Below are 13259 nucleotides of genomic sequence, written 5' to 3'. Positions count from 1 at the left end.
CAAGGCGCGCCGCGTCGCCTCGACGGTGAAATATGAACCAGGATTCATTTTATGCACTGCGTCGAATTTCCATGAAACATGAACCATTCTTCAGTTCACGTTCCGCTCGGGAATCCGACCCCGGCCGCCGTCACCCGCGAAACACCGAGACAACGTCCTCCGTCAGGCTCACGGCAGCCGACCTCCACGAGGACGACTCCGGAGCCTCTCGGCGCACCACCCGGTGACAGGACCGCCTTTCCCCAGCCGAGCGCGCGGACCGTTGGGGTCCACGCACCGGCGGGGCAGGGCACCTCATGCACGGCGCCCTTCGTCAGAGCACCGAGCGCCGAGCACCGAGCTCGGACTCAGGACGCGGGGCGCTCGGCGGCGAGGCGTTCGGCCACGTCGATGACTCGGGCCTCCACGCACACGCCATCCAGGTGGTTGGCTTCCACCAGGCCCGTGGGGCTCGTCACGTTCACCTCGGTGAGGTAGTCGCCGAGCACGTCGATGCCCACGAGCAGGAGGCCGCGCTTGCGCAGCTCGGGCTTGAGCCGCTCGCAGATTTCCAAGTCGCGCGCCGTGAGCACCGCCTTGTGAGGCGTCCCACCGGCGGCCATGTTCCCGCGGTGGTCATCTCCGGACGGCACTCGCAAGACGCCGCCCACCGGCTCGCCATCCACCAGGAGGATGCGCTTGTCGCCCAGGCGGCTCTCCGGGATGTACGCCTGCGCGACGACGGCCTCGCGGCCTCCCTGGGTGAGCAGCTCCACGGCCGAGCGCGCGTTCCTGTCACCCCGCGACAGGAAGAGGATGCCCTTGCCGCCAAAGCCGTCGATGGGCTTGAGGATGGTGCCCGTCTCGTTGCGCGCGATGAAGTCCAGCAGCACCGGCAGCTCGCGGGTGATGCGGGTGTCCGGCATCAGGTCCGGATAGCGCAGGGCGAAGAGCTTCTCATTCGCATCCCGGATGCCCGCCGGGTCGTTGATGTAGACGGGCTTGCGGCCCTGACATAGCTCCACCAGCTGTGTCGCATGGAGAAATTCAGAGTCGACGGGCGGGTCCTTGCGCAGGAAGAGCACGTCCAGGTTCGACAGCGGATGCGTCGCCTCGTCGAGCACGTCGAAGTGCCGGCCCATCTCCCGGCGCACGGTGACATGGCGCATGCGCGCCTCCGCGCAGCGCCCGTTGAACCGCAGCCAGCCCTGCTCGAAGTAGAGCACCCGGTGGCCGCGCTTCTGGGCCTCCAGCATCAGCGCGAAGGTGGAGTCATGGTCCACTCGCACGGTCTCGAGCGGGTCCATCAGGAAGCCAATGGTGAGCGCGGCCATAGTCTCGTCGAAGGTGATTGAAAGGGTGCGCGAAGATAACAGGACCGCGTGTCACATCCCCAGCTTCATGGGGGGCGCGAGCGAGCCCGCGTCGCCCTACGGCAAATCCTGCCAGCTATCGAATCTGCGGGTCGTCGCTTCTCCCGCGACGATGTCCACCCTGAGGGTGCGCCACTTCCCCTGAGGGTCGCGAACCTTCAGGGTGCGCGTGCCCGCCGGCAGGGACAGACCCAACACGGGGATTTCTCCCGCATCCTTGCCGTCCACCTTGAGGGGCGCCTTGTCGCCATGCACGCTGAACGTCAGCTTGCCCATCCCCCGCGAGGACTTCACGACGGCGGGCTCCGGCTTCCTGTCCTCGTCTTCGTCCTCACGCGATGAGGTCGTCCTGACCTTCTCCGGCTTCTTCACCGGCTCCGGCTTCTTCACCGGCTCCGGCGCCTTCGCCAGCGCGCCACCGTCTCCCGGCTCCGTAAAGATGGGCAGCCCCGAGTTGTACGGCTTCAGCTCCACGACGGGCTCCATCGTCGCGTCCAGCGCGCTGCTCAAGCGCAGGGCGCCGTAGCCACCGCCCCCGAGGATGCCGAGCAGCACCAGGCCCCACAGGATGTTCGAGCCCCGGCGTTGTCCAGGCGTGAGGTCCGTGTCCGCCGGGGGCTGACCTGCCCGGGGCTTCACCGTCGACACCTTGCGAGAGACCTTCTTGGCACCCGGCACGGAGGGGTTGCCCGTCTTCGGCGTGGCCTGGTTCTCGCGCACCGGCAGGTACGGCCCGTCGTCCCCACGCAGGGCGCGCTTGGCGGCCTCCAGCATGAGGCTGTTGGCGGTACCGTCCGCGCTCTCCAGCAGGGCGCGCGTGGCCGCCATCCGCTCCGTGAACAGCTCCTTCATCAGCGAGCCGCGGTGGTCCGCGTCCTGAATCAGCGAGCCCGCCGCCGCTTCAATCGCCCGCGCCATGTCCCGGCCGTTGGCGAAGCGCTTCTCACGGCTGCGCTCCAGAGACTGCATCACCACCTTGGAGACCTGCTCGGACACGTGCGGCGTGACGTGCGAGGGCCAGGGGATGGGCGCCTCGAGAATCTTCATCATCTCGTCGCGCTCCGTCTTGCCCGCGAACAGGCGCGCGCCGGTGAGCATCTCGTGCATCATCACGCCCACCGAGAACAGGTCGCTGCGGCCATCCAGCTTGTCGCCGCGCACCTGCTCCGGGGACATGTACCCGGTGGTGCCCTTCACCGTGCCCGCGTGCGTGCGCTCCAGGCTGCCCTTCGCCTTGGCAATGCCGAAGTCGAGCAGCTTCACCATGCCGTCGTACGTCACCATGATGTTCTTCTGGGCGACGTCGCGGTGGATGACGGGGCTGGGCTCGCCCGAGGGCGCGGTGAAGGTGTGCGCGTAGTGCAGCGCCATGCAGACGTCGCGCGCCACCGACAGCGTGAAGCCCAGCGGCACCGGCTGCTGGCTGCGCAGACACGCGCTCGTAATCTGGTTCAGGTTCTGCCCGGCGATGAACTCCATCGCCAGGTAGAGGCCGTCCTCCTCCTGCCCCAGGTCGAACACCTGCGCGATGTTCGGGTGGTTGAAGGCCGCGGTGATGCGCGCCTCGTCCAGGAACATCCGCTCGAACTGCTCGTTGTCCCGAGCGTCCGGCAGGATGCGCTTGACGACGACGTATTTACGGAAGCCACCCGGACCCGAGGTGAAGCCGAGGAACAGCTCGGCCATGCCACCCACGGACAGTTGTGTGACGACCTCGTACTTCCCGATGCGCTCGCCCCGATAGAAATCGATGGGTGCAACCTCCACGACAGCGCCCCGACACCGGAGCAGCACCGCAACGGAGGATAACAGGCTTGTAGGGCGCGGACGTGCGGTGAGAATGCACCGTCACGCACGGTCGCCCCCTCATCCACCGGCGACCTGTGGATGGCCTGTGGATAGCGGGGGGTGGGTTGTGGAGAAACGGTGGCGTGGATCAGCGCCTGTGGGAGGCCGGGGGAAACCGCCAGTTTACCCACATGTAGCATCGGCCGAATTCGTCAGTCATCCCGCGAGCTTGCTGACTTATCCCCAAATCCGAGCCCTCTACTGCTTCCACTATTTGATCAATACCTACATAAAGCTTTTCTAGAAGCAGCAGGCCGCTGGGGACAACACCTGTGGACGGGTGCAACACGGTTGTAGACTGATGGGCCGTGCGCGCGTGGACCTTCATGTTCTGGCTGTTCGCCTCCCAGGCCTGGGGCGCGGAGCCGCCGCTGGTGCGCGCCGAACAACAATTCGACGCCCTGGAGTTCGATGCCGCGGCCACGTCCTTCCTGGAGGCCCTGGAGGGCCCTGGGACGCGCGTGGAGCGTCTGAGGGCATGGCGGGGGCTGGCCATGGCTCGCGCCTTCATGGGACAGCGCCAGGAGGCTCAGGCGGCCTTCGAGTCCTTGCTCGTCCTGGAGCCCTCCGCCCAGGTGAAGGACTCGCTGGGGCCCAAGGTCCAGGTGCCGTTCCTCGCGGCGCGGGCGGCGATGGAGGGCCAGCGGCCCACACTCACGGTGACGCGGCTGGCGGATGGCCGGGTGGTGGCCGTGCTGGAGCAGCCCCGGAAGGTGGCCACGGAGGTGATGGTGGCGGTGCGCCTGCCGGGCGCGGCGGGCTTCTCCGCGGCGGTGGGCCCGCCTTCGGGGCCCGTGGCGGTGAAGGCGCCCGCGGCGCGGGCCGTGGAGGCCTATGCGCTGGCTCGGGATGCCGGAGGCTTCGTCCTCTTCGAGCAGGGCAGTCCGCGCGCGCCGCTGCGGCTGGAGGCCACCGAGCACCTGCCGCCGGCGGTGGCCTCGGCGCGTGACGCGGCGACGTCCCCCGCGGCCGAGCCGTCGTTGGAGGAGGCTCCCCGGCGCGCGTTCTGGCCCTATGTCGTGGGGGGCGTGGGACTGGCGGCGGCCGGGGTGGTGCTGGGCGTGGTGCTGACGCGGCCGGAGTCCCTGGCGCTGCCGGCGGCGGACCGCACGGAGCGTTTGCCATGAGCCTGGGGACGTCGCGGTGGGGGCTTCTCCTCGTGGTGCTGGGCGCGCTCGTCATGCCAGGCGGCTGCGAGCAGAGCACCCCACTGGTGCCGCCCGAGTTGTGCACAAGCGTGGTGTGCCCGGACAGCCAGGCCTGCGTGGAGGGCCGGTGTCTGGCCACCACATGTCAGGGCGTGGCCTGTGGCGCGGGGCGCGTGTGCGAGCGCGGCGCGTGCGTGGATCCGTCGTGTCTGGGGACGAGCTGCGCGGCGGGCGAGGTGTGTCGCGAGGGCACGTGCCGGCGCGTGAGCTGCGGTGGCACCGCGACGTGTTTCCCCACGGAGCGCTGTGTGGGCTCGGAGTGCGTGAGGGACGGATGTCTCGGCGTCGCCTGTCCCCAGGGCACGGTGTGCCGGTCCGGAGGGCAGTGCCGGAGTGTCGCGTGCTCGGCGGACTTCGCCTGCGCGTCCGATGAGCGCTGTGGCGCGGAAGGCCGCTGTGTGTCGAGCTCGGGTTGCGCCGCGGTGAGTTGCCCCGCGCAGCGCGTGTGTCGCGAGGGCGCGTGCCTGGCGCTGTCCTGCACCACCGGGGAGCAGTGCGGCCCGGGCGAGGTGTGCCGCGCCGGTGGATGCCTGTCCGCCACGGAGGCCTGCGCGGCGGTGGGCCCGTGTGCCTCCGGACAGGTGTGCCGCGCGGGCGTGTGTCAGGCGGTGGTGTGTGGCGCGGGCAAGCCGTGTCAGGGGCTGGAGGGTTGTCGCGCGGGGGTCTGCGAGGGACCGGTGCGCGCCGAGCTGGGAAACCTGGTGCCCGCGGGAGGCGTGCTTCCTCCCGGGCCTGGCTCGGTGGGCATGGGCCTGGGGGGCACTCCCGCGCGGGGGCCCACGCACACGCTCTATCCAGGGGCCACGCCGTAGGGCGGACGGCTCAGGCGTGCGCTTCGCGCAGGCGTTCGAGGAGTGCTGGCAGTCCCGCGAGCAGTTCGCGGTCCGTGCGCTCCAGCGCGTTGCGGAGGATTTCGAGGTCCTCCGCGTCACGCTCCGCGTTCACCATGCGCTGAAGTCCCCGCAGACGCTGGTTGCGCAGGACGAGCCGGGCCAGGGTGTCCTCCAGCTCCTCCGCGAGTGCCTCATCCAGTTGGAGGTCGCGACTGATGAGCTCGCGCAACTGCTCCACCAGGTAGGTGAGGTCCCAGGATTCTTCGTAGCCGGCCCGTCGAGACATCGCTTTTCACGTATCGCCGGGCTCAGCCCAGCGCTCGAGCGCGCGTGAGCCCCGAGAGGGTCAGCCGCGAGCGGGATGGATCCATCTCCACGACGACGTGGCATCCATCCAGGTCCAGGTTCAACGCATAGGGCTCCGACATGGGCAGCAGGCCGCGCTCCTGATGCGCCAGCGAGGCCATGCGGAACAGCTCCGAGAGCAGGGCCTGCCGTGTCTCCGGAGACAGTCCATCCACGCTGCCCTGCAGGCTGCGTGGGATGAGCACGGTGAAGGCCTGTGACGATGGTGAGCCCGCGGTGGAGACGGAGGTCATGCCGTTTCCGACTGCCAGAACCGTACCCTTCTCGGATCCAACCATTCCGCGCGGTTGCAGTGGGTCCGAAGAGACCATCTGAAAAAAACACAGGGTTTTGCCACCCGACGCCTGAAGTGTCTGCGGAGAAGCGAGAGCTTCCTGTGCTCGCTCGGCTCCAATCCCGAGCGGATGGGGATTCCGTTCGACGTTCAGCTCTCTGACGAGACTGCGATTTCGCGCGGGTGGATGAGGTCAAACGCGCCGTCGTGTTCGACGTGCTGACGCTCGGCTTGTCATCAGGGGATGCGACAGCAGATGGCGTAGGCGGTGGGGGCGGTGCTGCTGGTGAGGTGGCCTCGGCAGCGATAGCCGGGCACGCCCGGGGTCTGCGTGAGGCCGTTCTCGAAAGTGACGCCCGCGGGCTGGAAGGCGACGCTCACGGGCGCGGGTCCGTCCTCGAGTCCACTGCAGCCGCCGCCCATCAGCGTCTCCCCCATGCCGCACCACGCGGTGGCGGCGCGAGGGTCGAGCGTATCGTTGCCCGTGGCACTCTTGTAACTACATGTCAGCGGGGGCCTCGCGTGGGTGTGGTCGGAGCGGGCCGCGATGCGCGCCGAGCCATTGGTGCCGCCCGCCGTCGGGAAGCTGACGCGCACGGCGAGGGGCGTGCCCGAGGCGATGAGCCCGTCTCCATACGTGGGCGCGGGCGCGTCCAGCTTCACCTTGTCGGCCGCGGACATGAAGCCGGGGGCCGTGGTGGTGGCGTTTGTATGGGTGTGGCTCGTGGGCGCGAAGGTGGAGGCGGCGCGGCCCTCCAGTCGGATGCTGTCGCTGGCGCGCAGGGCGAAGGGCACCGAGGCCAGGCGGAAGCGCGGCGTCAGCTCCGACTGGCTGGCGAGCGCGACGCCCAGGTGCATCTCCGAGCGTCGCACCAGGTCGTCCCCCAGCGGCGCCGAGGAGCCCAGCACCACCGCGTAGTACCCATTCGTCACCGGCACGGCCAGGTGGTTCTCCTGCCACAGCGGGGAGCCGCCGGTGGGCGTGGCGTAGAGGGCGAAGGCGAGGTCCTGGGGAGAGTTCTCGGGCGTGCCGTCCGCGCGCACCAGGCGCCCCTGGAAGGTCATCGTGCGCGGCACGTCCTGCGCGGCTGCGGGGAGGGCCCACTGCGCGAGCACGGCCAGGACGAGCACGAAGGTGGGACGCGGGGACATGGAGGACTCCAGTGGAGAACGGACGCCGGGAGTCTACAGGCGCGAGCGTTCAGCAGCCGAAACGCAAGCATTCCCGGAGGGTCTTGGGAGGGAGGGTGGCCGACAGCGCGGCGAGGCGCACCCCTCGCATCCTCCGGGCGCGAGGACTATACGCCAGGGCTGGAGCACGGGAGGCACCCATGGCACGCGCGACGAGAGCAGGCGGGGTGGGGTGGGCATTCATCCTGTGGGCGACGGTGCTCGGCGCCTGTCTGACGGCGTGCCGCGAGGACCCTCCCCTGGTGGGTGCCGAGGGCCGACTGAGGCTGTCGCTGTCGCGGCTGGATTTCCCCCCGGCCTTCCCGGGCGGTGTCCGCGAGGCGGAGGTGCGGGTGCTCAACGCGGGGCGCGCTCCGCTGGACGTCACCTGGACCTCGGTGGAAGCGCCCTTCTCGCTGGTGGATGCGTTGCCCTCGCGCGTGGGCGCGGGCGAGGTGCCGGTGCGGCTGCGCTTCAGCCCCCAGGCCATGGGCACGTACGAGGCCCGTCTCATCGGCACCGCGTCGGATGGAGGTCGCGCGGAGCTGGTGCTCGCGGGCGAGGCGCGACAGACGCCGGAGTGTCAGGCGGTGACGTGCTCCACCGCGGTGTTCGACCCCGTGTCCGAGCGCTGTGTGGAGACGGTGCTCCCGGATGGCACCGGGTGTGACCCAGGCAATGCCTGTCTCACCACGGCCATGTGTCAGCAGGGACGGTGCAAGGGACTGGAGCGTTCCTGTGACGACGCCAACGCCTGCACCACGGACGTGTGCCACGCGCTGGACGGCTGTCGCGCCGTGCCCGCGCCGCCGTGTCCCGGAGCGGGGGCCTGTCAGGTGGGCACGTGCGACGCGAAGCTCGGCTGCGGCCTGGCGGATGCGCCCGATGGCACCTTCTGTGGAACGGAGCGCGGCTGTGATGCCGCCGACGTGTGCGTGGAAGGCGCGTGCGCGCGGCGCAACCTGCCGGATGGCTTCGTCTGCGCGGCGGCCAGCCCGTGTCAGGCGGAGGGACGCTGCAAGGGGCCCGTGTGCGAGCGGCCCGATGCGGTGTCGCTCGCGCCGGACTGGGTGCTGGACGCGCGGGTGCGGAGCATGAACCTGCATGACCTGCTGGTGGGGCCGGAAGGTGACGTGACGCTGGCGGGCTTCTACGAGTCCGCGCTGCTGGACGCCGCGGCGCCCGTGCCCATGCTCAGCGGTGACGCGGCCCGGCGGTGCATGCTGTGGAACGACAGGCTGCTGTGCATGGACCTGCCGGATGACGGCACGGTGTCCCTGGTGGAGCGCTACACGGGCGCGCCCCGGTGGACCTTCACCCTGGCGAGCGCGCGGCCGGATATCGCGCAGCGCACGTCCAGCCTCTTCCTGGCGCGGCTGGCGGTGATGGCTCCGGACCGACTGGCGGCCCTCTTCGAGGCCTACCCCGTGGCGCTGAACCGCGAGACGTTGTGTCGCATGTATTTCCTGGTGGTGCTGGATGCGTATGGACAGATGGTGTCCGCGCAGGAGCTCACGGACCCCCTGCTGTCCGAGTGCAACCACCCGCACCCCTTCGGAGTCGTCTCCGACGCGGTGGGGGATTTGTATGTCTCCTTCTCGCAGACGTTGAACGTGGGGGCCCCGCTCCAGGCGGGGGCTCCTTCGCTGCTGATGGCCTTCTCGTCGGACGGCGTGCCGCGCTGGCGCAAGTCACAGGCGCAGCGCGCTGGTGAGCTGGCGGTGGTGAACGGGCTGTTGTTCCCCGAGCGGGGCACGCAGGCGCTGAGCACGGCGGACGGCTCGGTGGCTGGGACTCTTCCCCAGCAGTTCGGCCGCGCGGTGGCCACGCGCGAGCGGCTGGTGCCCAGCGCACCGGGGACCACGGTGAACGTGAACGAGGGCGGCGTGCTGCCCGTGGCCACGGAGCTGAAGGGCTACGGCCTGCCCGCGCTGAGTCCCGCGTGGACGTACTCCCTGCGCTCGGGACAGCTCCTCACCTCGAAGGAGCTGCGGCTCGCGTCCTGGCCGGATGCGCCCGGGTTTCCTCCCCGGACGCTGGTGCTCACGACGGCCACGGACGGCGACGACAGGCAGTTGCTGGTGGGCGTGCGCATGACCGACGGCGGCGAGGCGTTCCAGTGCGAGCTCGACTACGCGCCCCGCTCGATTCCGCAGTTGCTGGAGCTGGCACCCGGGGCCCTGCTGTTGATGGACGGGGCCACCACCTGTGGCGAGTGTGACCCACCGTTTGCCTACAGCCAGTCGCGCTTCCAGCGCTTCCCCATGCCGGGCCTGTTGCCCGCGAAGGAGCCGTGGCCGGGGACTTTCGGCGGGCCGGGCCATGACCACCACGAGGGGGCCGACCACTGAGGTTGGGACGGGGAGCGCCCTTTTCTTGAAGAAAACACGGGGGGCGTGTCGAAGTGCCGGGCGCGGTTCCGACGTAGGGCAAGGCCGGCGCCATCCAGGTGTCGCACCCACCAAGGACTTCCCCATGCAGAAAATCACCCCGTTCCTGATGTTCAACAACCAGGCGGAAGAGGCGGCGAAGCTCTACACGTCGGTGTTCAAGAACTCGAAAATCACTTCGGTTGCGCGGGGCCCGGACGGCGCGGCCATGTCCGTCACCTTCGAGCTGGAAGGTCAGCCGTTCATGGCGTTCAACGGCGGGCCGCGGTTCAAGTTCACCGAGGCGATTTCGCTGTTCGTCAGTTGTGAGACGCAGCCGGAGGTGGACTCGCTCTGGGAACAGCTCACGGCGGGGGGCGGAAAGGACAGCAAGTGCGGCTGGCTGGAGGACCGGTTCGGGGTGTCCTGGCAGATCATCCCCACCACGTTGATGCGACTGATGGGAGACAAGGACCCGGCGAAGGCGGGACGCGTGGTGCAGGCGATGCTCGGGATGCAGAAGATTGACATCGCCGCCCTGGAGCGCGCCTACCAGGGAAGCTGAGCGGTCCTCAATCCGTCGTCACCGGAGGCACGGCGTCGCTGTGCCTCCAGGCCTCGTAGTGGATGCGGCCCAGGGGGGCTCCAGCCGTGGGTCCTCCGCCAAACGTGCCGATGATGTCCACGCGCTCGGTGGCATCCGAGACGGGATGGATGCGGAACTCCACGCCTCGGCCGAACGGTGGCAGCACCAGGCCGTGCCAGCGCAGCGTCCCACCTCGCAAGCGGATGCCGCCGTCCTCGAGGACGGACACGTCCAGCTCCAGGTCCAGGCCGTGCTCGACGAAGACCTCGTGGAGTCGGCCGTCGCGCAGGATGAAGTCCGAGTCGAACCTGCGCAGCACGCCGTCGCAGTACAGCTCCCGGACGAAGTGCATGGAGCCATCCGCGCGGCGGAAGGTGAGGAAGCGTCCGGGGAAGGTGCGTGCCCCGTGCTCGGAGAGGCCCTGGCCGGACAGGCACGTGGCCATCCAGGCCAGCAGCCGGGCCGTGCGCGAGGCGAAGGTGACGGAGGCTCGGGCGCTCCATGCACCGGGGTTCGCGTAGAAGCGCATGACGCGCGGGTCCACGCGGGACATGTCCGGGCCCAGCACGGTGGCGAGCAGGGGCCAGACATCCGAGGGCCTCGCGCGCTGGCCCCGGTGCACGGCCTTCACGCCGCGACGGTAGACACTGGCCGCCGTCCACGCGGTGATGAAGCTCGTGAGCAGCAGCCACGCCGTGCGCCGCTCATCGACGAGGCCGGTGTCGTGGCGCCAGCGCGGCAGGCACAGCGCGCGCACGGTGGCGAAGGCGTAGTGGCGCAGCAGGCTCCAACTGGCGCTCAGCATGCGTGACAGGGACAGCGCCAGGCCGTGGGCGATGGCCGTCTCACCCGGCACGGCGCCCGCGAGGGCGGGCTGGTCGAAGAGGCGCGCGCCGAGCGTCATCTCCACGTGCTGCACCAGCAGGCGCCACAGCGGCTCGTTCCCGTGGACGCGGGCTTCTTCGAGAAAGGCGGCCTCGTACCCGACGTCACGGGCCCGGGCCACGTCTCGCATGTGGGCTTCAATCCAGCGCTCGTCGCGGACTTCGAGCGGGAGCTGGTCCTCGCAGGCGCGCGCATAGGACGCCCACTCCCGGGTGCGGGGAAATCCACGCTCATCCACCGGCATCACCGCGGCGCCCAGTCGCGCGAAGGGCTCCGACACCCCCCAGAAGCGGCCGAGTGTCACCGCGCTCGCGGCCAGCAGGTGCACCTTCGCCATGCGGCACGGATGCGCGCGGTAGAAGTCCGCGAGCAGGCCCAGGGAGAGTCGGCAGGCGCGGTGACGGATGGCGAAGTCCCGCAGTTCCCCGAGCGGCGCATCAGGCAGGGCCGTCCGCGCTTCGTCGAGCTCCTCCGGGTGGAGCCGGGCCTCCCGCTTCGCGTCCCTCGGGAGCAGGGCCTCCAATTGGGAGTCCCCCGGGTGCAGCTCTCCCGACCGCAGCAGGGCCTCCAACTGCGCGTCCGCCAGCGGGGAGCCTTCCGAACGGAGCAAGGCCTCCAGTCGCGCATCCTGGTGCGGTGATGCCATCGAGTTCAGTTGGAACACGGTGTTCTCCACTCGCGTCTCGAAGCGGGTCCGCAGCGGCTTCCGTCGCGGATGTGTCTCCACGGCTTCGGCGCTCATGAAGAGACCTCCACAAGTTCTCCACAGGGATACGCCGTGGTGGACTCGCGGTCCTCGACGCCTCGGCCAAGCCAGCTCCGCGCCGCACCCGGCGCCGGCGCCCGTCCGAGCACTCGCGCGAGGATGAACAGCCCGAAGCGCCACCGTGAGCGCCCTCGCGTCGGAGCGTGTTCATCCCCGGCGCACCACTGGCGCAGCGTCTCGAAGCCCCACTCCGTGCCCAACCGCATGACGGGACGGAACAGCACCGCGTCGAGCACCTCCCCCACCACTCCGTACCGCGCGCGGTAGTCGAACACCGTCTTGAAGAACGTCCCTCCGGGCCGCTGCTCGTAGAGCCATACGCCGCGACCGCGCAGGATGATGCTCCGCCAGTCCTCCGAGCCGAACTCGAACGTCGAGCGCAGGTGCGGCGTGTTCGCCAGGTAGCGACCCCAGCCGATGATTTCGAGCCCGAAGCCCAGGTGCGTCCGGTAGTCCATCAGGTGGAACCCCCGGGCATCGGCCTCCGGCAGGTAGCGGATGGACGTGAAGCGCACGTCCCACGCCGTGTGCAGCGCTGGGTCCTGCGTGCGCTCCCACACCACCTCGACGGGCGCGGGGATGAACACCTCCGCGACAATCCTTTGGAGCCGGGGTTGTCGGAATGGAGTGGCCACCGGCCGCCGCCGGAACGCGAACCACCGCGCCAGGTCCTTCGCGAAGACGATGAGCGCCGTCACGCCCATCACCGTCATCAGCGCGCGCAAGGCCACGGGCACCAAGGGCGGGTCCACGCGAAGCCCCGTGGGCAGCAGCCTGTCCGCCCACACCGCGTGGAAGGTCGCCATGAGGTAGAGCCCCACCAGCACGCTCAGCACCACATGCATGAAGTACTCACCCCGGGGAACACCGCCCTGGGACGCTCGGCTGTCGCGCTCCTCCCAGACATCCGCGAGGGCGACGAAGACATCCGCGGCGTACAACACCCCGAGCAACCCCAGCGCCCACCCCTGGAAGCGCACGTGCGGCACCCAGAGGAACTGGAGCGCGTAGATGAGGTGGCGCGCGGTGTGCCAGAGCACCTCGCGCTGACACTCGGGGCGCTCGTGGAGCCGGCCGCGCCAGAGGTGGAAGTAGAGGACGTCGAAGGCCCCCAGGAGGCCGATGGCGAGCAACAGGTAGAAGGCGACGTGCATGGCCGGGCCTCAGTGCAACGGCACGGCCAGCGCCTCCCGGGGATGCAAGCCTTTGGAACGCCAGGGATTCAGCGGATTCGACGCGAGCCTCCCGTCAACTCCGTGGACAGCGCCGACAACCCGGGTTGTCGTCCCCAACTTCTCCACAGGGCTTCTGCGTGCGGGTGGGTTTCACCGGGCCTCTGAGTCGGCGGCCTCGGTGCGTCATGAATCACGCGTCAGGTGTCATGACGGGTGTCGCGCACGGGCCGAAAACGGCGCTCGGGCGCGCTGTCAATCGGTCGTCCTCGAATTTTCCTGAAAGATTTCCAGGACGGGTGGTGAACGGGACCCGCCCTGGAACCTGGAGAAACCCGGCCTGACACGGCACACCCCGCGTCACCGACCCTGCGGGTGGACATGCCCCGCGTACCCGATATTCTTCGGCCATCGTTGCGTTGAAAGACGT

General features: G+C 69.5%; 11 protein-coding genes. 4 read left to right on the top strand and 7 right to left on the bottom strand.

Annotated features, from left to right (window positions below):
- Positions 1-347: 347 nt before the first annotated feature.
- Together gshB and HUA74_RS21920 are read right to left on the bottom strand one after the other, a co-directional pair.
- Complete coding sequence (gshB, locus tag HUA74_RS21925; RefSeq protein WP_174456081.1) at positions 348-1313, bottom strand: glutathione synthase; 966 nt, start codon at positions 1311-1313, stop codon at positions 348-350.
- A gap of 96 nt (positions 1314-1409) precedes the next feature.
- A complete protein-coding gene (locus tag HUA74_RS21920; protein WP_371817283.1) occupies positions 1410-3119 on the bottom strand; it encodes a serine/threonine protein kinase in 1710 nt (569 codons plus the stop codon).
- Between the two features lie 389 nt (positions 3120-3508).
- Here HUA74_RS21920 and HUA74_RS46655 point away from each other — a divergent pair, with 389 nt between their 5' ends.
- Positions 3509-4327: a hypothetical protein gene (locus HUA74_RS46655; protein ID WP_174456080.1), complete on the top strand. Its 819-nt coding sequence runs from the start codon at positions 3509-3511 to the stop codon at positions 4325-4327.
- Positions 4324-5220, top strand: coding sequence for a hypothetical protein (locus HUA74_RS21910; protein ID WP_174456079.1), 897 nt, complete (start codon positions 4324-4326; stop codon positions 5218-5220). The genes HUA74_RS46655 and HUA74_RS21910 overlap by 4 nt, the downstream gene beginning before the upstream one ends.
- Positions 5221-5230: 10 nt before the next feature.
- On the opposite strand, the gene HUA74_RS21905 is transcribed toward HUA74_RS21910, so the two are convergent.
- From HUA74_RS21905 to HUA74_RS21895, 3 genes are all read right to left on the bottom strand, one after another.
- Positions 5231-5527: a hypothetical protein gene (locus HUA74_RS21905; protein ID WP_141647154.1), complete on the bottom strand. Its 297-nt coding sequence runs from the start codon at positions 5525-5527 to the stop codon at positions 5231-5233.
- A 22-nt stretch (positions 5528-5549) separates the two neighbouring features.
- Positions 5550-5840, bottom strand: coding sequence for a hypothetical protein (locus HUA74_RS21900; RefSeq protein WP_141647153.1), 291 nt, complete (start codon positions 5838-5840; stop codon positions 5550-5552).
- 278 nt (positions 5841-6118) lie between these two features.
- Positions 6119-7033: a hypothetical protein gene (locus HUA74_RS21895; RefSeq protein WP_174456078.1), complete on the bottom strand. Its 915-nt coding sequence runs from the start codon at positions 7031-7033 to the stop codon at positions 6119-6121.
- 179 nt (positions 7034-7212) lie between these two features.
- On the opposite strand from HUA74_RS21895, the gene HUA74_RS21890 reads away from it, so the two are divergent.
- A complete protein-coding gene (locus HUA74_RS21890) occupies positions 7213-9402 on the top strand; it encodes a tenascin-X (RefSeq protein ID WP_174456077.1) in 2190 nt (729 codons plus the stop codon).
- A 124-nt stretch (positions 9403-9526) separates the two neighbouring features.
- Positions 9527-9985, top strand: a complete 459-nt coding sequence (locus tag HUA74_RS21885) for a VOC family protein (RefSeq protein ID WP_141647150.1) — start codon at positions 9527-9529, stop codon at positions 9983-9985.
- Positions 9986-9992: 7 nt separating this feature from the next.
- Here HUA74_RS21885 and HUA74_RS21880 read toward each other — a convergent pair whose 3' ends face one another.
- Positions 9993-11633 carry a DUF4166 domain-containing protein gene (locus HUA74_RS21880; RefSeq protein ID WP_174456076.1) on the bottom strand — a complete coding sequence of 547 codons (1641 nt, stop codon included), beginning with the start codon at positions 11631-11633 and terminating at the stop codon, positions 9993-9995.
- Positions 11630-12811, bottom strand: coding sequence for an SRPBCC family protein (locus HUA74_RS21875; RefSeq protein WP_174456075.1), 1182 nt, complete (start codon positions 12809-12811; stop codon positions 11630-11632). The genes HUA74_RS21880 and HUA74_RS21875 overlap by 4 nt, the downstream gene beginning before the upstream one ends.
- Positions 12812-13259 lie beyond the last annotated feature (448 nt).

Origin of the sequence: Myxococcus sp. CA051A, from assembly GCF_013336705.1 — a bacterium.
Classification (GTDB): Bacteria; Myxococcota; Myxococcia; order Myxococcales; family Myxococcaceae; genus Myxococcus; species Myxococcus llanfairpwllgwyngyllgogerychwyrndrobwllllantysiliogogogochensis.
This window is presented reverse-complemented; position numbering and strand designations above follow the sequence as displayed.